This window comes from Marinomonas profundi (assembly GCF_020694005.1).
Classification (GTDB): Bacteria; Pseudomonadota; Gammaproteobacteria; order Pseudomonadales; family Marinomonadaceae; genus Marinomonas; species Marinomonas profundi.
The window spans coordinates 1552257-1572468 of record NZ_CP073013.1 but is presented as its reverse complement, the minus strand read 5'-3'; the positions used below and the strand labels follow the sequence as shown (position 1 = coordinate 1572468).

Genomic DNA, 20212 nt, shown 5'->3' with positions numbered 1-20212 from the left:
CTCTTTTTTGGTGAAGAGCGGTTGGTATGACAAAAAATATAAAAAAACTGACTTTAAAAGATGTCGCTGAGCGCTTAGAAGTGTCCACGGCGACGATTTCAAATGCGTTTAATCGCCCCGATCAATTGTCGGCGAGTTTGCGTGAGAATATTCTGAGCGAATGCGAGCGGATGGGCTATTTTGGGCCTAATGCGGCGGCGCGTAGTTTGCGTACTGGGCGGACGGGAATTGTTGGCATTGTGCTATCTGATGACCTGAGTTATAGCTTAACCGACCCTGTGGCAAACCAGTTTCTGAAAGGCATGGCGGAGGTGTTTGAAGCCAACGAATATAACATGCTGTTGCTGTCTTCTGATCAGGTGGAGCAAGACGCGCAAAGTCGTATGCAATCGTCCATGGTGGATGGTTTTATTGTCTATGGTCATAAACCACAGCAATGCATTAACGCGCCTTGGTTGATGCCGAATAAGAATATCATCACGGTGGACAGTTTCATTCCGGGGACGACGTCGGTCAACATAGAAAACCACAGTGGCGCCTATCGAATTGCCTGCCATGCCTTAAAGCACAAGCCTGAAGCCGTGGCGATTTTAGGCTTGAGTCTGTTGGCGACAGATCGGGTGTGTCGTATACGCGAAGACGAGCTGTTTGATCGTGCTGCGTCTATTTCTATTCAGCGTTTATATGGCTACTTTCAAGCCTTGGAAGAGCATCAATTGTCGGTTGCGTCCGAACATATCTGGAACATTCCTGAAAACAATCACAAGCTGGCGTATCAGGCTGCCCGTGAAGCCTTAACCATGGCTAAGCGCCCGCAACTGCTGTTGTGTATGAGTGATTGTATTGCCATTGCGGCGGTTCAAGCGGCCTTGCATATGGGGTTACGTGTGCCAGAAGACCTGCAAGTGGTGGGCTTTGATGGCATTGCTGAAAGCGCTAATATTCACCCATCTATCACCACCATCCATCAACATACGGTGGAAAAAGGCCGTGTTGCGGCGGAAGTGTTTTTAGGCCTACGAGAGGCCAAAGATGTGGTGCTGGAAACCGAATTGGTGATTCGAGAAAGCTGTCCTTTGCTCATGGAATCTGCAGTCGCTTAACGATTTTGAATGATTTAGAGGCCTCTTCTGGTTTATACCCAATAGCGTGAAATAGCCGCGTTTGGGTCCATATGATGGGCAATTTGAGCCTGCAATAATTCGGCGGAAGACAGCGCATCGGTCAGCGCGTGATGGGCTTTATAACGCGGTAGTTTATAACGTTGGCGACAGGCGTCTAAGCGCAATGAAGGCTGTCGGCCAAAGCGTTTCCACCAAGGTTTAAAGGTCACTTGACGCTCAATATCCATGGTGTCTATTACCGGGAAATAGAGCGGATAACCATATACTTTCATGGCGGCCTCGAGTAAAAATTGCCGCTCAATGGCAACACAATGTACCACCACCACCTGATGAGTGAGCGCGACTAAGATGTCATCCAAAATGGCATGTAAAGGCGGCGCTTCAGCCAGCTCCGAGTGCGTGATTTCGTGAATGGTGACGGATTCTGCGTTGAGCGACCGTTCAGGTTTTGCCATCCAATACTGGGCGCCTTGGCAACGAATGATTTGATGATTGAGTGGAATCAGGCCAAGGCTGATGATTTCATCTTTACTCGGATCTAGCCCCGTGGTTTCCAAGTCTAGCGCCAGTAACGGCGTGTCTCGAAGGGCGGTTTCGGGCGCTATCATGCCAGCTTGGTAAAAGCGTTTTAGCGGGCCTTCTGGTGCTTCATTTGCCCACTCTGCGAACATCACTTGCCAATCTTGCATTTCTTCTTTTGCTTTGTCTTTCAATGGTTTACTCATCTAGCTGCGTTTCCCTGCATAGCGAAATTTAATAAATTCCTGTTGGCGTGAAACGATGTGAAAAGCGTCTCGTAGATGACGTTTCTCAAAGGAAGACAAGTTTTCGGGATTGACATGATTATTGGGTTCTTCCCCCGCTTCTATTTGTTCTTTTTGATGGCGAATACGCACCATGCCAATCATTTCTAGCGCCAGCGCCAGATCTTTGGCTCGGCCATCCGGGAGTAATCCAGCCGCGTCTATGTCTTCGATGCGCTCCAAGGTATTGAGCTTGTCACTGCCGCAGGCGAGCGCATGGACTCGTACTATGTCGATGATCGGCGCGATGCCCCTTTCTTTTAAGTTAAAGGTGCGTGATTGTTTGCCTTCACCATCCAAGACAAATTGGCGGAAAAATCCCAATGGTGGCTTGCGTTGATTGGCGTTTCTCGCCATAAAGGTTAAAAAACCGGAATGTTGTTTGGCTTCTTGGCGTATGTGTTGATTCAGCTGCTTGGCGAGGGTTTTATCGCCGTAGATGCCGCGTAAATCAAAGAAAATCGAGAGGCGCAACAGGGCTTCGGCTTTGGGTTTTTGGATCCACTCGCTGAAGTTGTCTTTCCAAACACTCAGCGGCTGACGCCAACGCGGGTTCGATGCCATGATATCGCCTGAGCAAAGATCGTAACCACAATCGTCAAGGTGTCGACAGACCCAATCGGTTAGCGCCTCAAAATACTCACCATGTAGCTGTTTATCATATTTGTCGCTTAGTATCAGGGCATTATCTTGGTCGGTTTTAATGGTTTGCTCTTCTCTGGCTTGTGAGCCCAAAGCAATAAAACAATAAGGCACCGGTGGTGGGCCGAATTTTTCTTCCGCCAGTTGCAAAAGACGTTTTACAAAAGCGGTACCTATGTGCGACATGGCATTGCCAATCATCTGCGTATTGGCATCCGCTACCACCAGATGGGTAAAGGTATGCGTCATTTTACGACTGATGCTTTTTAACCCTTCAATGCTGGTTTGCTTATAGATATCACTGATCAGGTAGACACTGCCGTGGCTTTCCTTTTGGATAATGTCGCCAGTACTGACCACGCCAATCGGGCGACCATTTTTGACGATGGGAATATGGTGGACGTTGCGTTCCATCATTTTCAACACGGCCTCAGAGGCATAGTCACCGCTGTCCATGACGATCGGATCGCGGGTCATAATGTCGGCAACAGAGGTGTCGTAGGCAAGGCCTTTGGCAACCGCGCGCGTGCGCAGGTCTCGGTCGGTGACAATACCGATAAGTTCGTCATTTTCAGTAATCAGTAAGCTTGAAACACGATGCTCCGCCATGATTTGCGCAGACGTCAGAATATCTGAGCTGATATCTGCGCTAATCGGAGGACGTCGCAATAAGCTAACAACAGGACAGGTCATTAACGACACGTCTGAGCTTTGTGAGTCCATTGCAACCCGAAGACGCACTTCTCGAGCTAATTGAAAAAAGTCAGAAAATGCGTCGTTTTCTTCGTATAGCTTTAGAAACCAGCGCGCCGGAATGCGATATAACAAGCTGTCTTCTATGGTGCGCATGGATTGTGACGACTTACCGCCGCGCAACAGAGAAAAATAGCCAAAGAGTTCGCCTTCATTCATACGTCGAATTAACTTGTTCTCTTTGCTCAGTACCTCTATCGCCCCACTACGGATAAAGAAAAGCGTATTGTTCAGTGCGCTTGGAGCGATGACCCACTCCCCAGCACGAACATACTGAATCTCTATTTCTTTGGTCATGTCGTTGAGTTGCGGATCGTCGGCAATCTCATTAAACGGCGCGTGCTGGCAAAGTGCTTCGAGTATTTCGGTTAATTCGACGTCCATCTTAGGTTCCTGTGTATTAAAGCCTATTTATGAAAGCAATGGCGCTGTGATGGTCACGGCTCCCATGATGAGAAAAAGTAAGCACGCCAGCTGACGAGTTCGGTCAGCATTGATTCTGTCCATTATCCAGTTACCTGCAAACACAACTGGCACGTTTGCCAGCATCATGCCCAACGTTGAACCGATTAAGACCATCCAAACACTGCCATAGTGAGCGCCTAATAAGACGGTGGCAATTTGTGTTTTGTCGCCAATTTCAGCTAGGAAAAACAACACAAAGGTGGCGCTAAACGCCCCGTATTTTAGAATTTGATTGTCTTCACTATCGTCTTTATCTGGAATCAATAACCATAAGCCGACAGCAATGAAGCTTAGGCCAACAATCCAACTGATTGCGCTTTCTGGTATCCATTGAGCAATTTCGACCCCTAACCAAGCAGACAACGCGTGATTAAGTAAGGTCGCAGCAAGAATGCCCAGCACAATCGACATTTTAGAGGCAAAACGCGTTGCTAGGAACAAAGCCAAAAGTTGAGTTTTATCGCCCATTTCAGCAAGGGCAACAGTAGAGATAGAAGTGAGTAATGCTTCCATTTTTGATAGGTCCTAGGTGGGCAATAAAACGAAAGACAACTACCTGTGCCCACCTGAGCCAAGTCATTGTCTTAAGTCTCATCAATCCCGTCGATCAGCATCGGATCAGGACTTCTTTGCCACAAGCGTGAGGCTCAATTATGTTGACAAAGAATCTTTGCAGTACATAGGTTGTAGGTGCAAAGAAGATTACTCCCCTAAGAGGGCGCTGATAGTAAAAGCTTTAACAAAAAAAAACAAGGTAAACGGTTAGGCCGTTTACCTTGTTAGCGACTTTTTAGTATTACTTATAAAGATGCATATCGGTTTTTAAGCCTTTCCACAAGCTCACACACATGATCAACATAAGCAGAGTGAAAGGTAAGCCAATGGTAATCGCCGCGGCTTGAATCGCCCCTAGCGCTTCAGAACCACCGCCAATCAATAGAGCAATCGCGATAACACCTTCTAGCACCGCCCAGAACACGCGCTGAATCATCGGCGCATCGGTTTTACCGCCGGCGGTAATACCGTCAATGACCAAGGAGCCAGAGTCTGAAGAGGTGACAAAGAAAACCAGCACCAGAACAATACCCACAAAGGAAATGACAGAGGTGAGAGGTAAATTCTCAAACATTTGGAACATGGCCAAAGAGGAATCGGTTATGCCATTTGCCAATGCACCAATGCCATTTGCCGATTGCTCTAACGCAGAGCCACCGAAAACCGACATCCACACAAGGGACACAATGGTCGGTACTAATAGCACCGCTATCACAAATTCACGTACCGTACGACCACGAGAAACCCGCGCGATAAACATGCCGACAAATGGTGACCAAGAAATCCACCAAGCCCAGTAAAATACTGTCCAACCATGATAGAAGGTTGTGTCTTCACGGCCAATCCAGTTACTTAAAGGAATAATGTTTTCCACGTAATTGAATAAGTACGAGCCCATCGCCATGAAGATCGCGCCAGTATGGCCGACAATAATCACGAAGATCGCCAGAGCAGCAGCGATAATCATATTGACGTTTGAAAGCAGTTTAACCCCGCCTTCTAAACCACGTGCTACCGAGATAATGGCAACCGCCGTGACCGCACAAATCACCACAATTTGCGTTGTTAAAGAATTGGGAATATCGAATAAAAAATTGAGTCCACTGGCGGCCTGCATCGCACCAAAGCCAAGTGAGGTTGCCAAACCAAAAATGGTCGCAATCACAGAAATGACATCAATGAAGTGACCGATTGCGCCCCATACCTTTTCGCCAAATAAGGGGTAAAAAGCAGAGCGAATGGTCAGTGGTAAGCCTTTGTTGTAGGCAAAAAAGGCCAGCGACAAACCCACTACGGCATAAATAGCCCAAGGATGAAGACCCCAATGGAACATGGTGGCACCCATGGCCAGATCGCGCGCTTCGGGTGTGTTAGCCGCCACATCGAATGGTGTACCGAACCAGCCAGTATAATAACCTACAGGCTCTGCCACACTCCAAAACATCAGACCGATGCCCATGCCTGCTGCGAACAGCATAGAGAACCAGGTGATGGTCGAGTGTTCTGCTTTTGCTTCTGTGCCACCGAGGCGGATTCTACCCACAGGCAGGAAAATAAGCACCAAACAAAAGAGTACAAAAATATTACCAGCGACCATAAAAAACCAATCAAAGTTGCTGATTGACCAGTTTTTGGCGCCCGATAAGACTGTGCTCGCATCTGCAGGAAAAAGAATACTGCCGATAATGAAGGCAAAAATAATCAGCGCGCTGGTACTAAATACTGGATTGAGTACATCTAGGCCAAGAAACTGTACGTTATCTTGTCCTACCTTGTACGAGGTGTTGTATTCGGCCCGACCATTGTCGGGTACTTTATTACTCATAAACATTCTCCTGAATGAGTGTAACCCTTTCGAATCTTTTTAAACGAAAATCAACATGAGCGTTTTTGCACAATTCACTACTTCACCCTAAAAGAATTTTCATTACTAGATTGTTCTTAATACGACGTATTTTGTTCTGTTTTCACAATTCATGCCTAATTGGGCGAATAATTCTGCTGATTAATCTAGCCTGACCTGCCTCCAATAAAAGGCGAAAACATCAGGCTAAAAAGCCATAAATTGTTGAATAAGAACAACGCGATGGGCTAATTTTTTTCGTTTAAAAAGATCATTTATTGGGAACGCCACTAAAGTGTGGTTACCCATGAAGCTAAAAAAGGCCATCTAGAATGGCCTTTTTTAATTTTTACAGAGTTAAGGGTTGCACCAATTTAGTTAGATGTCAAATTATAGTAAATAAAATGACCAGACTCATGACAGTGAAAACAAGGGTTAAGGCAGAAAGAGTTCGAGCAATTCGTTGAGGAATAATTTGCCTTTTTCTGTCGTTGTGACGCGTTGATTTTTCCATTCATCGGCTTCTAGCAGACCTTGCTTTAGCGCTATTTCACAGGCTTTAATCAATGCGTCTGGGACACTTTGATAGGTAAATCGCTGATAATCCTGTAACTCAAAGGTTTCGAATAAGCGCAGCCGATTCATCATAAATTCAAGTGGAAGGTCGGCTTGCTCGATGGCGTCTTTGATGACCAAGGCTTCAGGCAGGTTGTTTAAGTAATGATTGGGGTGGCGAGTCTTTCGTGTACGAAAGATTTCGCCGTTAGCCAGTGTGATCTTGCCATGAGCCCCCGCGCCAATGCCGATATAGTCGCCAAAGCGCCAATAGTTAAGATTGTGTGCGGCACGACGGTTTTCCTTTGCGTTCGCTGACACTTCATACTGAGCGTAGCCGTGCTGCGTGAGCAATGCTTGTCCGGCGTCTTGAATGCCCCACAAGGTATTGTCTTCTGGCAGGGTAGGAGGGCGACGATAAAATTCAGTATTCGGCTCGATGGTGAGTTGATACCAAGACAAGTGTTCAGGATTCAGCTCAATCGCCAGCGACAAGTCTTCTAAGGCCATATCTAGGCTTTGATCGGGTAAGCCATGCATTAAATCGAGGTTGATGTTATCGAAACCAGCGACTCTCGACTTATCCACAGCCTGTATGGCTTCGTCGCGGTTGTGGATTCTTCCTAGGGTTTTCAACAGGTTTGGCTGGAAACTTTGGATGCCAATCGACAAACGATTAATACCGGCTTGGCGAAAATGGCGGAATTTTTCCTGTTCAAAAGTACCCGGGTTGGCTTCCATGGTGATTTCAGCGTTATCTGCCCAAGTGAGTTTCTCGCGCAGCGCATCCATTAAGCGATAATAGAAGTCTTCGCTCATCAAGCTGGGCGTGCCGCCGCCAATAAACGCGGTTTGGATTGCTCGTCCTGCCACATAAGGCAAATCTGCGTCTAAGTCTGCCAGCAGCTGCGCGAGATAGGCGTCTTCTGGCAGTTTGCCATTGGCTTCAAAACGATCCGCTTGATGAGAGTTGAAGTCACAATAAGGGCACTTTCGCACGCACCAAGGTAAATGGATGTATAAACTTAGTGGTGGTAACTGGGTGCTCAAAATGGCTTACCTTGTGGCGGAAAAGAGGGCGACTGAAAGGCTGCAAAAAGCTGTTTCATGGCGTTACCGCGATGGCTAATTTGGTTCTTTACTTCTTTTGGTAGGCTCGCCGCACTGCAAGCGCATTCGGGTACATAAAATATGGGATCATAACCAAAGCCTTCTTGGCCTTCGGCTGAGGTTAAGATGCGGCCTTCCCATACGCCATGAAAGACCTGTGGCGTTGGATCGTCTTTATGGCGCATGTACGCCAAGACGCAGTGGAAGCGCGCCGTGCGCTCTAATTCAGGCACGCCGTCTAATTTTTCCAATAGTAGCTTGTTGTTCGCGTCGTTATTGCCGTGCTCTCCCGCAAAGCGAGCCGAGTAAATGCCCGGCGCGCCATTAAGATAATCCACCTCAATGCCAGAATCGTCCGCTAAGGCAGGCAAACCGGTGTGCGCACAGGCATTGCGTGCTTTTAAAATGGCGTTCTCAATAAAACTCAAGCCAGTCTCGTCGGCTTCTTCGACGTTAAATTCACTTTGTGGTTTCACATCGATGCCCATGTCGCCAAGCAAGGCATTGAATTCTTTGATTTTACCGGCATTGTTGCTGGCGAGTACGATGGTTTTGTGCATCGTGTGTTCCTCTTTGACGTCTAGCGACTGATATGAAAAATAGCCGTTTCACTGAATAAATTCGGCATGGAACGAATCCACCAATGATCTTTTAGTTGACCATCCACCGCGGCCCAACGTAAGACTTTGATGTCTTTTTCATGGCATAAACGTTCAAAATCTTGGAAGGTAAAAAAGTGAATGTTCGGCGTGTCATACCAGTTGTACGGTAAGAAGTCTGATACGGGCATGCGGCCCTTTAATGCCAAATGCAGGCGACTACGCCAGTGGCCAAAGTTCGGGAAAGTAATAATGCATTCTTTGCCAATGCGCAGCATTTCGTCGATCAGTAAATCTGGGCGGCGGAACTGTTGCAAGGCGTGCGTCATTAACACCAAGTCAAAACTTTGATCGTCGAAATTCTGCAAACCTTCGTCAATGTTCTGCTCTAAAACGGGGATGCCTTTTTCGATACAGGTGTTTAAATCGTCCGGGCCAATTTCCAAACCATAGCCATTGACCTGTTTGTTTTTAATCAGGTGATGCAGTAATTCACCGGGACCACAAGCCAAATCGAGCACTCGAATATTGGGCTGAACCCATTCATCGATTATTTCTAAATCAGAGCGCATTATTTGACCTCCGTGATGATGTGATTGGCGATACGAGTCAAGAAGGTATTTAGCACCGCCATATAGCGAGGAATGGGAAAAAGAAAGGCGTCATGGCCTTCAGTCGCTTCGATTTTTGCGTAAGAAACGGGCTTACCAGCTTTGATCAGTGCGTTAACAATTTCTTCACTGCGTTCCGGTGCGAAACGCCAATCAGTCGTAAAAGAAACCAATAAAAATGCGCATTGCGCTCGGCTCAGTACCGCCGACAAGTCGCCGTTTGTTTGCGAGGCGGGATCAAAATAATCCAATGCTTTGGTCATGAGCATGTAGGTATTGGCGTCAAAGCGCTTGGTAAATGCTTCGCCTTGATAGCGTAAGTAGCTTTCTACTTCGAACTCAATGCCGTAGTTGTATTGGTAATTGTCATGGCGCATTTGGCGGCCAAATTTAGCGCCCATGGCATCGTCCGACAGGTAGGTAATGTGACCTAACATACGCGCCAAACCAAGGCCGTTGGTTGGCACCGAGTGATTGTCGAGATAATTGCCATCGAAAAACTCAGGATCACGGCGAATGGACTGACGCGCGACTTCGTTAAAGGCGATGTTTTGAGTCGACAGCTTGGGAGCTGAAGCGACAATCACTGCTGACTTCAAGCGTGTAGGGAAGCGAATGCTCCACTCCAAGACTTGCATGCCACCAAGGCTACCGCCGACAATCGCCGCGAAGGTTTGAATACCTAATACATCCGCCAAGCGGGCTTGGCTTTCGACCCAATCTTCTACCGTGACAATCGGAAAGCTGGCTTCCCAGCGTTGCCCCGTTTGTGGGTTGATGCTGGTCGGCCCGGTTGAGCCGCTGCAACCGCCTAAGTTATTTAGGGCAACGACAAAAAAGGTATTGGTATCAATGGCTTTACCAGGCCCAATGGCGGTATCCCACCAGCCTGGTTTGTTGTCTGTCATCTTGTGGTAGCCAGCGGCATGATGGTCGCCGCTTAGGGCATGACAAATTAAAATGGCATTGGACGCGTTTTTGTTGAGCGTTCCATAGGTTTCGTAAACCAATTGATATGATGACAAGGTTTGCCCGCAGGATAAGGCCAACGGTGTGTCGAATTGCGCAGTCTGTGGCGTAACAATACCAACAGAATCGGCTGGAATGACGTCCGGCATAGGTTTGTTTTTATCCTAAAGTAAAGTCCTAAAGAAAGTGCTCGAATTCCCGTGAAGAAGAGTGGGAAGGTATCTCGATGAATGATGCCACACAGTCTAGCGTTTGCGTCTGGTGTCATCAAGAGGTTGCTAGAGAATGCGGGCGAGAGAAAGCGGTTCTGCGGCCTTTTTGTTGGCTATTTTTTATTGGTAATTAAAAGCCCTAATGTGGTTAGGGCGGTTTTGCAGCTGATTATTGGTTGATTTCGAACAGTCGATAGACTAATTGTCCGGCGTTTTTCTCTTTTATCAAAGACCAATGGCTTGGCAGAGCCGGTAGTTCCGCTTCTTTTTCCATTTCTATGTACACCAGCGCGCGTTGCGCGAGCCAGCCTTTTTCTAATAAGGGAATAATTTGGCCGAGCCAGCCTTTGCGAAACGGTGGGTCTAAAAACACAATATCCAGTGCCTGTGGCGTGGCTGTGTCTAGAAAAACGGCGGCGTTTTGTGCAATGACATTGGCTTTGTCTGTGGCATTTAATGTGGCTAGGTTGGCGTTCATTTGTTGTGACACCACCCGTGAATTATCCACAAAGGTGAGGTGCTTTGCGCCACGAGAAAGCGCTTCCAGCCCTAAGGCGCCTGAGCCACAAAATAAGTCGCCGCAAATGGCGCCCGGAATATGCGCGTTGATCCAGTTAAATAAGGTCTCGCGTACTTTGTCTGGCGTAGGGCGTAAGCCTTCAACATTGGGAATGGGCAGCTGACGCGAGCGCCATTCACCGGCGATGATGCGCAGTTTTGACACTTTCGCTTTGCTTTTGTTTAATGGGCTATTGGGTGTGTTTTTTTTCATTGATAGACCTGGATCTCTTGATAAGATGATGATTTTAATAGTTTTTTTAAGGCGCTTTGGTAGTCTTCTAGGGTGAGGTCGTCAATCGCTTGTTGATAGCTGTTGGCGAACGCTTCCAGTGTTAATGGGCCATTTTCATTGGTCACTTGGGCGGCGATGTTGCTCCACCAAGTGGGCGATAAAACCTGCTGTTCAAGTTTCTGTTTGAGGTTGTCCAGCTGTGTTTGAAAGATCGTTGCATCGTTGACGGAGGGCACTTGCTCTACAAACACGAAGCTTTTTGCGTTACGAAAACCAAGCGAATGGTCGTTATCTGTGCGGTCATTTGTCAGGGTGGTTGCCGTATTATCGCCATATTGGATATTCCACCCTGCCCATGGATGCTGTGGCGATAGGGTAAGGTTCAGTTCAACAAAATCGATATGTGGTTGCTGATTGAGGTTGGTTACTAGGTCTGTACCCCAGATTTGCAAACTCGCCCATTCTGTTACTGAGGTGATGGGTTGTAGCGCGATGGCGCTACGGGTTTGCCAAAGATCGCCCTCATTTTGCTGAATGGTGGTGCTAAGCGCTGCATCGCGGATCCTATCGGCTGAGCCGGCATTAGCGCGCTGGTAATCTTGGCTGATGGTGTTCATGGCGTTTTGAATGCGCTGTTTTGCCTCTGTGGATAGGTCTCCGGCAATAAAAATTCCGGCAGCAGATGTTTTTAAACCTTGGTAATAGTCTGATATTTGTTCAAGCGAAACACGCTGGGTGTTGGCGGCGTTTTGTCGCTTAGTAGTGTCTAAAAACAATATTTGTTCAAGTTCGTGTCGTATTGGCGGGGCGGATTTTTGCTGACGTTGCCAGCTGTCAAAGGAGCGGGGCTTAAAGTCGGGGGCTTTTAGCCAGTGCGTGATTAACGATAAAGTTGGCTCTAAATAGCTCGGTTCATTGCTTAAGGTTACGCCGATGACTTGCCTTTCGTGGTCATAATAACTGCTTACGCGGGCCGCCAAAGGCGCTAATCTCTGGTTAATCGACGCGGTGCTTAGCGGCAGCGAGTCGCTCATTAACATGGCCAGCGTCGCTTGAGCGAGTTCACTGTTGTTGTCATTGACCTTGCTATGGTCGTTGCCCTTGTTATGGTCGTTGCCCTTGTTATGGTCATAGTTACGATTGGCGGAGCGGAAGGCAAAGCGCACTTCGAGCTTATCACTGCCTTGCCATTGTGCTTGTTTTAACCAGACGACAGGGATGCCAGACGTGGTGGTCCAGGTTTCAATGGTGGGAGTGGGCAGTGTGCTGCTGGCGGTTAAATTCAGTAGCCAAATAGCCAGCGTAGCGAACAGCATGATGGCCGCTAAAACGGGGCGACTAAAGAGAGGTTTGCTACTGTCGGACATAATTTACCTTAAAAAGAGGTAGGTGTTTGATGAAAACTAAGCCTGTTTGCGAGCCAGAATGATGGTAAAATAATCACTTATACGTGTCTATGAAACCTTTGTTTGATACGAATTGTGCCAATGAAGAGGTTTCTGCCTGAGTGACACTGTATCCAATCATAGCATTTCACTGTTGCGCACCGCATCAGTCAAAATTAAGAGACCGATTTAATGGAAGTTGTTAATCAAATTGTAGCTTTTTTTACACCGTATCTTGGTGAATATGCGCGTTATGTCCCTATTGTTATCGGCACCTTGTTAGCGGTCATTGCGTTTGTTATTCGCCGTCGTTTTGTCAATAAAATGAACGCAGACATTGCCATCGCCAAACAAAAAGATGCGGCGGCGAATGAAACGTCACCCGAATCTGCGGCAAGCGACAGCACCGTGCCAGACACGTCTTCTGCCGATGAGGTGAATCTGGCGGTGGACGTCGAGTCTCAAGATCCAGTGGTTGACCACGCTAGCTCGCCTTTGCCGGCTCTGTCTTGGTCCGAGCGTATTAAGTCGGGTTTGTCGCGGACACGTAACGGTTTGGGTAGCGGACTGTCGGCGGTGATCGGAGGGCATAAAAAGGTCGACGATAATTTACTGGAAGCACTGGAAACGCAGTTATTGATGGCGGATGTAGGCATTGATGCGACGCAAACCTTGATCAGTGGATTAACCGACAAATTAAACCGCAAAGAACTAAGCGACTCGACGGCGCTGTTAACGCATCTAAAAGCCGACATGGGCCGTATTCTTAGCCAATCTCAGCAAGCGCTTGATCTTGTTAGCCAAGACGGCCCTTTTGTGATCTTGATGGTGGGCGTGAATGGCGTCGGTAAGACCACCACCATTGGTAAGCTGGCGAAAAAATATCAGGCTGAAGGCAAAAGTGTTATGTTGGCGGCGGGTGACACCTTCCGTGCGGCGGCCGTTGAGCAGCTGCAAGTCTGGGGCGAACGCAATAATGTTCCTGTGGTCGCGCAGCATACTGGCGCGGATTCGGCGTCGGTCATTTACGATGCCATTGAGTCTGCCAAGGCGAAAGGCATCGACATCGTGATTGCGGACACAGCGGGTCGTCTACAAAACAAAGCCAACTTGATGAATGAGTTATCGAAAGTTGTGCGGGTGATGAAAAAGCTGGATGAAAACGCGCCCCATGAAGTGATGTTGGTGTTGGATGCGGGCACTGGCCAAAATGCGATCAGTCAGGCTAAGCTGTTTTCCGAAGCGGTTGGGGTGAGTGGCATTACGCTCACCAAACTGGATGGCACCGCAAAAGGCGGTATTATTTTCGCCATCGCGAAACAGTTCGGTTTGCCAATACGTTATATTGGTGTGGGTGAGCAAGCCGATGATTTGCGCCCCTTTGTTGCGGAAGAGTTTGTGGATGCCTTATTTGATAGCGAATAAGCGACCATGGGTTCTTCCTACTTTCTTTCTTCTGAACTAAGGATGCTGGATTAGCGTGGAAATCGAATTTCAACGAGTGGGTAAAAAGTACGAAAGCGGACAAGAAGCCTTGTCGCAGGTGAGTTTTCATTTGCGCCAAGGTGAAATGGCCTTTCTTACCGGACACTCTGGTGCCGGTAAAAGTACTTTGATGAAACTCATGATGATGATTGAGCGCCAAACCTCGGGGCAAATTTTGGTCGATGGGGTGGACTTGCGCACCTTGAGTCGTCGAGCGATTCCTCATCATCGACGTCGAGTCGGCGTGGTGTTTCAAAACCATCAGCTGTTGTTAGATCGAAGCGTTTTCCATAATGTTGCCTTGCCCTTACAGGTGAGCGGAGCTGACCCTCAGCAGATCGCCAAACGAGTGCGAGCCGCGTTGGATAAAGTGGGCTTGTTGGACAAAGAAAAATACAACCCCATGGCGTTATCTGGCGGTGAGCAACAGCGGGTCGGCATTGCTCGAGCGGTGGTGAATAAACCGCAATTGTTGTTGGCCGATGAGCCAACGGGGAATCTAGATCCTAAGTTGTCCGCTGAAATCATGACTTTATTTCAAGAGTTCAATCAGGTTGGGGTGACCGTTTTGGTGGCCAGTCATGATTTGGCGCTGGTGGCCCGTATGCGCCACCGTGTGTTGACCTTAAATCAAGGTCGAATGGTCAATGATGGAGGATTTGGCTAAATGGCACAGAAGCCGAATCAACGAGGCGCGACCAGAGAATCGATTAAAGCGACCAAACATAATTGGCCGACGCGAACCTCTTTTAGCCTTAGCCAGTATTTGCGTCAGCATCAAGCGACATTAACTGAAAGTTTTATGCGACTGTTGGGTTATCCATTGGCCAGCATTATGACAGTGATGGTGATCGCGATAGCCTTGTCTTTGCCGGGTGGTTTGTATGTTTTGTTGAAAAACGTGCAGTCCGTGACGGATCAATGGGAACAACAGTCGGTGATTACCTTGTACCTCTTTCCGAATCTAGAAGACACGCAAGCGCTTGCCTTGTCGCATCGTCTTTCTGCACAAGCGGAGGTGGCGTCGGTTGAGTATATTTCTAAGGAAGAAGGTCTGCGCTACTTTGAGCGCTCGAGCGGTTACGAACAGATTATGTCGGCGTTGCCAGAAAACCCTTTGCCCATTGTGTTGCAAGTGATTCCAAAACAGGTGGTTGATATTACTACCTTGTCTAGCTTGCAAGCGCTACGGGACCAGCTTGCAGCGCAAAAAGAAGTCGAATATGCAGAATTGGATGCACAATGGTTACAGCGCCTTGCCAATATACTGAGTTTTGGGCAGCGATTTGTCTATGCTTTGTCGGTTTTGCTGGTGGTGGCGGTATTTCTCATTGTGGGCAATACCATTCGCATGGCGGTTGAAAGTCGGCGTTCGGAAGTTTTGGTAATGAAGTTAGTTGGCGCCACAGATGCGTACATCCGCCGACCGTTTTTGTACATGGGATTTTGGTTTGGCGTGCTGGGTGGTTTTTTTGCCAGCCTTTGTATTCTCTTGCTTAGCTGGTGGGTGAGTGCACCAGCGGAACGATTGATTGAGCTCTATCAAAGCGGCTTTCAATTGCAGACTTTTAATGCAGACGAAATTGTTTTGTGTTTAACTATTAGCGCATTCGTAGGGGTTGTTGGTGCGTGGATTGCCGTCAATCGGCACATAACAGACATCGAATTGCAGTGACAAAGAAAGGCGAAAATCAGTACAAAGAGAATCGCCATGGTTTATTCACATTTATGTCACACACAGGTGAAATTTACTTGGTATATTTTGCTGTATACAGTATGAACAATTAGAAAGGTGGAAATAGAGATGAGTAAAGCTCTTCAGCCTACAGACATGATGATTCCAGGTCAGAGCCTAGAATCCTATATGCAAGCTATTGGTAGAATTCCGATTTTGACAGCGGATGAAGAAAAAACATTGGCCGAGCGTCTTTATTATCAAGAAGATCTTGAGGCGGCGCGGACCTTGGTTATGTCGCATCTGAGATTTGTTGTGCATATTGCGAAAAGTTATTCTGGCTATGGTTTAGCGCAAGGCGATTTGATTCAAGAAGGCAACGTTGGTTTGATGAAAGCCGTTAAACGTTTCAACCCAGAAGTGGGTGTACGTCTTGTTTCTTTTGCGGTGCATTGGATCAAGGCCGAGATCCATGAATTTATTCTGAAAAACTGGCGCATTGTGAAAGTGGCCACCACCAAAGCACAGCGTAAAATGTTTTTTAATTTGCGCAGTGCGAAAAAATCTTTGTCTTGGTTCAGCAACTCAGAAGTAGAATCGGTGGCGAGTGATTTAGGGGTAACGCCTGAAGTGGTGCGTCAAATGGAAGGGCGTTTGAGTTCTTCTGATATGGCGTTCGATGCGTCGGCTGATGACGATGATGACAGCGCGTTTCAAGCGCCCTCGCAGTATTTAGAGGATCATCGCTCTGACCCAGCCATGCTACTGGAAAACGGTAATTGGGAAGAAGATTCCAATCAGCGCCTTGAGGTTGCTATGGCGGACCTTGACGAGCGTAGCCGTAATATTCTAGTGCAGCGCTGGTTGTCTGATGCCAAGTCGACCTTGCATGATTTGGCCGATGAATATGGCGTTTCAGCGGAGCGTATTCGTCAGCTTGAAAAGAACGCAATGAAGAAGATTCGTCTTGCGATGGGCGATGGTCAGTTTGACTGATCCTGGTGCTTAAGAAAGAAGCAAGAGCTTAACAAGCAAATACCAATAGCCCTCTTTATATGAGGGCTTTTTTATGGCTATTATTTTTTACGTCTAGTGTTTACTGTTTATTGGCTTTGTAGCTGATTGCCTGGCACAAATCGCCATGTGCGAATAATTTCCAGCTTATCCACGTCTTTTTTGAGTTCGCTTGGAAACACCTGAAACGGCTCGGCTAGACGCACAATGCGCATGGCGGCGTCATCTAATACTCTAATGCCAGAAGACTGTAATACTTCGATGTCGTCGACATAACCATTGGGCAGCAAGATAACCGCCAAACGCAGTTCGCCATAGAGCTGGTTGCGTTTCGCCTCTTCTGGGTAGTGAATGTTGCCAATGCGTTCAATCCGGCGGCGCCAATCGTCGAGATATTGGGCGTCTACCGCGGCTTTGGCTGAGACGGAGGTGAGGCGGCGAATTCTTGGTCGTTTGGCGTAAGATTGGCGTTGCTGATCGAGCAGCGCTTCTAATGTTGCTATGTCATTCGACAGATGGCTCGGTATCTGAGTTTCACCGCGAAACCGTTCTTCTAGTGTTTTAGGCTGGGTTTCTGTTTCATTTACTATCTCAAATGCTGCTTCTTGATTTTGTGTGGCGAGCAAGCTTGGTTCATCAATGGGTTCTGCAGACGCCAGTTGGGGTTGAACCGGTGGTGATATTTCCTGAATGGTGTCCGCTAAAAATTGTGCATTTTCTGTGGTGGTGAGTTTTTGTTTACGAACTTCAGTACCGCTGGCCTGCTGATTGGCTTGAGCAATAAAGTCAGCCTCGGCAGGAGCGTTTGAAGTATGTTGTACTAGGGTGACCTCAAGCGTTTTAGGCTTAGGGTTTGGCAGTTCAAAATCGAAACCGATGACCATCACCATTAGCACGTGAAGGCTAATGGCGATGAAAAGCGCGATAGAGAATTTATCGATTACTCGCATGTTGCTATTACTGAAGACGTTTTTCTATGGCTTCTATCAACATCATGGCAATGTTTAGATCAAACTGAGTGTCTAGTTCACGAACGCAAGTTGGGCTGGTGACGTTGATTTCAGTGAGATAGTCGCCGATTACGTCTAAGCCAACAAACATTAAGCCCTTTTCTTTTAGTGACGGGATAATTTGCTCACAGATCCAGCGATCGCGATCGGTTAAAGGTCGACCTTCTCCACGTCCGCCAGCGGCTAAGTTGCCGCGGGTTTCGCCTGATGCAGGAATGCGCGCCAGAGCAAAAGGTACAGGCTCGCCATTTACCACCAAGATGCGCTTGTCACCGTCTTTGATCTCGGGGATAAACTTTTGCGCCATGATTTGCTCGCCACCCATGTTGGTGAGGGTTTCAATAATCACACTGATGTTTGAATCGTCTGGTTTAATGCGGAAAATAGAACTGCCGCCCATGCCGTCTAGTGGCTTGAAAATGACGTCGCCATGCTCTTTGTGAAAGCTTTTGAGTAAGTCTGCACGTCTGGTTACCAAAACCGGTGGACAGCATTGTGGAAACTGAGTGGCGAAGAGTTTTTCGTTGCAGTCTCGTAAGCTTTTTGGATCATTGACGACCAGTGCGCCGTCTCGCTCTGCTTGCTCTAAAATCATGGTGCTGTAGACAAATTCGCTGTCAAATGGCGGATCTTTTCGCATTAAGATCACGTCCATATCGCCCATGGCCATTTTGCTTTCTTCGCCAAGGTCGTAAAAGTGGGCAGGATCTTTATAGACGGTTAATGGTCGCGCCATGGCATAGGCTTTGCCATGGTCTAAAAATAAGTCTTTTTGTTCCATATAAATAAGTTGCCAGCCTTTTTCGGCCGCGGCCCATAACATGGCGAGAGACGTGTCTTTTTTGTAGTTTATGGATGCAATTGGGTCCATAACAATGCCGAGTTTGATGGTCATATGACAGTTCCTAAAACAAAAGCCGTTAGATCGATTGATGGATAGTGATGCTATAGAAATATGGGGGCGCTGAGAAGAAAAAACACCGCTATTATGTGATTGATTGTGCAGATTGTGACAACGCTTACCAAAAGAGCGCAGGAAACTTAGGTGAATCGATGGGCAATCGCTAAGCAACCTGGCTACTTTTTCTGTGTCGCCAGGTTGCTTTTACTACCAGCCTTCTGAATTCTCACCTGCGTCTAAAAACAGTTCACTTTCCAGTGTGTTTTCATCCGCGGCGGGAGAGGTGGGCTGGAAGGCTTTTTGAGAGGCTTTTTCTGCCTCGTTTAGCTCGTCCATCGCGCTTGGGGTGACGGTTGGCGGTAGTGGTTTTTCATCAAATTTATCATTAAAGCCGAGCACTTGTGGGCGATAAATGCGAAACGCACGCATGAGCTCCCCTTTGGCATTAAATAAGCGAAATTCTGAAAAGAGCTCGTCATAGTCGGCGTTAACGTAATCTTGGCGTGCTTGAAATAGTTCGTTTTCGCTGTCCAATACATCCAGCAATGTTCGACGACCGAGGCGAAACTGTTTTTCATAGGCGACTTGCGATTCTTTGGTGGCAATAACGTATTGGCGAATATGCTCTTTTTGCCCTGTGGTGGCTTCAAACGCGGCCCAGGCTAATCGTACTGTGAGTTCGGTGTCTCGGATGGTCTTGCGACGAATTTCACTGGCCTGAACGCCTTGCTGTACAGCGACTTCTTTTCGGCGCTTTTGGGTGCCGCCGCTGTACAAGTTGTAGTTCAGACGCACCATGGCTAATAGACTTTCACTTGGGCCTTTATCGCCGCCTATATTATTGTTCCATGTGCGTTCTAAGGCGAAATTTACGGTCGGGTATTTGCTTGCATCGGCCAATTTTCGCGCACTTTCAGTCGCGGCGACATCCCAATACGCGCCTTCTATGGCGGGGTTTTGTTTTAGTGATTCACGGATGGCGGAGTCTAAGTCTTGCGGCAGCAGGGCTTTATCTGGCACTGGGTAGATCAGGTCTTGAGGGGGGAGTTCGCCGACAATATTATGATAATTACTGTCGGCATCTCTTAGATTATTCACCGCGGCTAAATGATTGGCATGAGCTTTCGAGAGGCGAGCGGTGATTTGGCTTAAATCGGATTGACGGCCTATGCCCGAATCGGTTTTCAATTTGATTTGCCCATAAATACGCTCATGGGTTTCCAAGTTGAGCTGTGCCAAGCTGACCAGTTCTCTAAAACGCAGCACATTGGCAAACACTTGAGCGACGTCTAGCGCGGTATTTTCAACCGAAATTAAGGCTTTCCAACGGTTGGCTTCGGTTTCGCTGTTTAGCCGTTCTACTTCATTTTGGGTGGAAGCGTCGAAAATCGGTTGATTCAGCGACAGTGTCAGTTCCCGCCGAGTAAGCTCCACGTCGTCTGGGGTGATGTTATCGGCATAGGTGGTTTCGTGGCCTATTCCAGCGGATAGGTCGGCACTTGGGTAATAACCAGAGCGACGGGCAATATCGGCATTTTCTTTTGATTCTCGATACTCAGCAATGGCTTGTCTAACCGTTGGGCTGTTTTCGATGGCAATGTAGGTGGCTTCTTCGAGCGTGATAGCGTGTGCGATAGCGGGTAGAAATACTGTCCCTAGATAAATCAGGCAAGTTAAAATAGTTCGGTAAAACATGTGATTCTCTGTC

Annotated in this window: 18 protein-coding genes; 5 read left to right on the top strand and 13 right to left on the bottom strand. The window is 47.6% G+C overall.

Going from position 1 to position 20212, the window contains the following annotated elements:
* Nucleotides 1-26 precede the first annotated feature (26 nt).
* Nucleotides 27-1103, top strand: a complete 1077-nt coding sequence (locus J8N69_RS07385; protein WP_168823912.1) for a LacI family DNA-binding transcriptional regulator — start codon at nt 27-29, stop codon at nt 1101-1103.
* 32 nt (nt 1104-1135) lie between these two features.
* Here the strand turns inward: J8N69_RS07385 and J8N69_RS07380 are convergent, their stop codons facing one another.
* The 10 genes from J8N69_RS07380 to J8N69_RS07335 form a co-directional block, all read right to left on the bottom strand.
* Complete coding sequence (locus J8N69_RS07380) at nt 1136-1849, bottom strand: 3'-5' exonuclease (RefSeq protein WP_168823914.1); 714 nt, start codon at nt 1847-1849, stop codon at nt 1136-1138.
* Nucleotides 1850-3706, bottom strand: a complete 1857-nt coding sequence (locus J8N69_RS07375) for a DUF294 nucleotidyltransferase-like domain-containing protein (RefSeq protein WP_168823916.1) — start codon at nt 3704-3706, stop codon at nt 1850-1852. It abuts the gene before it with no gap.
* Between the two features lie 27 nt (nt 3707-3733).
* Nucleotides 3734-4300, bottom strand: a complete 567-nt coding sequence (locus J8N69_RS07370) for a TMEM165/GDT1 family protein (protein WP_168823918.1) — start codon at nt 4298-4300, stop codon at nt 3734-3736.
* Nucleotides 4301-4583: 283 nt separating this feature from the next.
* On the bottom strand, nt 4584-6167 hold the full coding sequence (locus tag J8N69_RS07365; protein ID WP_168823920.1) for a BCCT family transporter: 1584 nt from the start codon (nt 6165-6167) through the stop codon (nt 4584-4586).
* 453 nt (nt 6168-6620) lie between these two features.
* Nucleotides 6621-7790 carry a radical SAM family heme chaperone HemW gene (gene hemW / locus J8N69_RS07360; RefSeq protein WP_168823922.1) on the bottom strand — a complete coding sequence of 390 codons (1170 nt, stop codon included), beginning with the start codon at nt 7788-7790 and terminating at the stop codon, nt 6621-6623.
* Nucleotides 7787-8410 (bottom strand): RdgB/HAM1 family non-canonical purine NTP pyrophosphatase, encoded by a 624-nt coding sequence (gene rdgB / locus J8N69_RS07355; protein ID WP_168823924.1) that lies wholly within the window; start codon nt 8408-8410, stop codon nt 7787-7789. Before rdgB ends, hemW begins: the two co-directional genes overlap by 4 nt.
* A gap of 20 nt (nt 8411-8430) precedes the next feature.
* Entirely contained in the window at nt 8431-9021 is a 591-nt protein-coding gene (gene metW, locus J8N69_RS07350) for a methionine biosynthesis protein MetW (protein ID WP_168823926.1), read from the bottom strand.
* Nucleotides 9021-10178: a homoserine O-succinyltransferase MetX gene (gene metX / locus J8N69_RS07345; protein ID WP_168823928.1), complete on the bottom strand. Its 1158-nt coding sequence runs from the start codon at nt 10176-10178 to the stop codon at nt 9021-9023. The genes metW and metX overlap by 1 nt, the downstream gene beginning before the upstream one ends.
* Nucleotides 10179-10410: 232 nt before the next feature.
* Entirely contained in the window at nt 10411-11013 is a 603-nt protein-coding gene (gene rsmD, locus J8N69_RS07340) for a 16S rRNA (guanine(966)-N(2))-methyltransferase RsmD (RefSeq protein WP_168823930.1), read from the bottom strand.
* Nucleotides 11010-12401 (bottom strand): peptidase M16 family protein, encoded by a 1392-nt coding sequence (locus J8N69_RS07335; protein ID WP_168823932.1) that lies wholly within the window; start codon nt 12399-12401, stop codon nt 11010-11012. The genes rsmD and J8N69_RS07335 overlap by 4 nt, the downstream gene beginning before the upstream one ends.
* A gap of 210 nt (nt 12402-12611) precedes the next feature.
* Between J8N69_RS07335 and ftsY the strand changes: the two genes are divergently transcribed.
* The 4 genes from ftsY to rpoH all read left to right on the top strand — a co-directional run bounded on the left by ftsY (nt 12612) and on the right by rpoH (nt 16575).
* Nucleotides 12612-13844, top strand: a complete 1233-nt coding sequence (gene ftsY, locus J8N69_RS07330) for a signal recognition particle-docking protein FtsY (protein WP_168823934.1) — start codon at nt 12612-12614, stop codon at nt 13842-13844.
* Between the two features lie 55 nt (nt 13845-13899).
* Complete coding sequence (gene ftsE / locus J8N69_RS07325) at nt 13900-14571, top strand: cell division ATP-binding protein FtsE (RefSeq protein WP_168823936.1); 672 nt, start codon at nt 13900-13902, stop codon at nt 14569-14571.
* Entirely contained in the window at nt 14572-15579 is a 1008-nt protein-coding gene (gene ftsX, locus J8N69_RS07320) for a permease-like cell division protein FtsX (protein ID WP_168823938.1), read from the top strand.
* Between the two features lie 129 nt (nt 15580-15708).
* Nucleotides 15709-16575, top strand: a complete 867-nt coding sequence (gene rpoH / locus J8N69_RS07315) for an RNA polymerase sigma factor RpoH (RefSeq protein ID WP_168823939.1) — start codon at nt 15709-15711, stop codon at nt 16573-16575.
* 107 nt (nt 16576-16682) lie between these two features.
* On the opposite strand, the gene J8N69_RS07310 is transcribed toward rpoH, so the two are convergent.
* The 3 genes from J8N69_RS07310 to J8N69_RS07300 all read right to left on the bottom strand — a co-directional run bounded on the left by J8N69_RS07310 (nt 16683) and on the right by J8N69_RS07300 (nt 20199).
* Complete coding sequence (locus J8N69_RS07310) at nt 16683-17543, bottom strand: energy transducer TonB (protein ID WP_168823941.1); 861 nt, start codon at nt 17541-17543, stop codon at nt 16683-16685.
* A gap of 7 nt (nt 17544-17550) precedes the next feature.
* On the bottom strand, nt 17551-18498 hold the full coding sequence (gene gshB / locus J8N69_RS07305; RefSeq protein WP_168823943.1) for a glutathione synthase: 948 nt from the start codon (nt 18496-18498) through the stop codon (nt 17551-17553).
* 213 nt (nt 18499-18711) lie between these two features.
* Entirely contained in the window at nt 18712-20199 is a 1488-nt protein-coding gene (locus J8N69_RS07300; RefSeq protein ID WP_168823945.1) for a TolC family outer membrane protein, read from the bottom strand.
* Between the last annotated feature and the right edge of the window lie 13 nt (nt 20200-20212).

Bases quoted from the DNA above. Each gene is read 5' to 3' on its own strand.
- J8N69_RS07385 (WP_168823912.1), top strand. From the start codon at position 27: ATGACAAAAAATATAAAAAAACTGACTTTAAAAGATGTCGCTGAGCGC.
- J8N69_RS07380 (WP_168823914.1), bottom strand. From the start codon at position 1,849: ATGAGTAAACCATTGAAAGACAAAGCAAAAGAAGAAATGCAAGATTGG.
- J8N69_RS07375 (WP_168823916.1), bottom strand. From the start codon at position 3,706: ATGGACGTCGAATTAACCGAAATACTCGAAGCACTTTGCCAGCACGCG.
- J8N69_RS07370 (WP_168823918.1), bottom strand. From the start codon at position 4,300: ATGGAAGCATTACTCACTTCTATCTCTACTGTTGCCCTTGCTGAAATG.
- J8N69_RS07365 (WP_168823920.1), bottom strand. From the start codon at position 6,167: ATGAGTAATAAAGTACCCGACAATGGTCGGGCCGAATACAACACCTCG.
- rdgB (WP_168823924.1), bottom strand. From the start codon at position 8,410: ATGCACAAAACCATCGTACTCGCCAGCAACAATGCCGGTAAAATCAAA.
- metW (WP_168823926.1), bottom strand. From the start codon at position 9,021: ATGCGCTCTGATTTAGAAATAATCGATGAATGGGTTCAGCCCAATATT.
- metX (WP_168823928.1), bottom strand. From the start codon at position 10,178: ATGCCGGACGTCATTCCAGCCGATTCTGTTGGTATTGTTACGCCACAG.
- rsmD (WP_168823930.1), bottom strand. From the start codon at position 11,013: ATGAAAAAAAACACACCCAATAGCCCATTAAACAAAAGCAAAGCGAAA.
- J8N69_RS07335 (WP_168823932.1), bottom strand. From the start codon at position 12,401: ATGTCCGACAGTAGCAAACCTCTCTTTAGTCGCCCCGTTTTAGCGGCC.
- ftsY (WP_168823934.1), top strand. From the start codon at position 12,612: ATGGAAGTTGTTAATCAAATTGTAGCTTTTTTTACACCGTATCTTGGT.
- ftsX (WP_168823938.1), top strand. From the start codon at position 14,572: ATGGCACAGAAGCCGAATCAACGAGGCGCGACCAGAGAATCGATTAAA.
- rpoH (WP_168823939.1), top strand. From the start codon at position 15,709: ATGAGTAAAGCTCTTCAGCCTACAGACATGATGATTCCAGGTCAGAGC.
- J8N69_RS07310 (WP_168823941.1), bottom strand. From the start codon at position 17,543: ATGCGAGTAATCGATAAATTCTCTATCGCGCTTTTCATCGCCATTAGC.
- gshB (WP_168823943.1), bottom strand. From the start codon at position 18,498: ATGACCATCAAACTCGGCATTGTTATGGACCCAATTGCATCCATAAAC.
- J8N69_RS07300 (WP_168823945.1), bottom strand. From the start codon at position 20,199: ATGTTTTACCGAACTATTTTAACTTGCCTGATTTATCTAGGGACAGTA.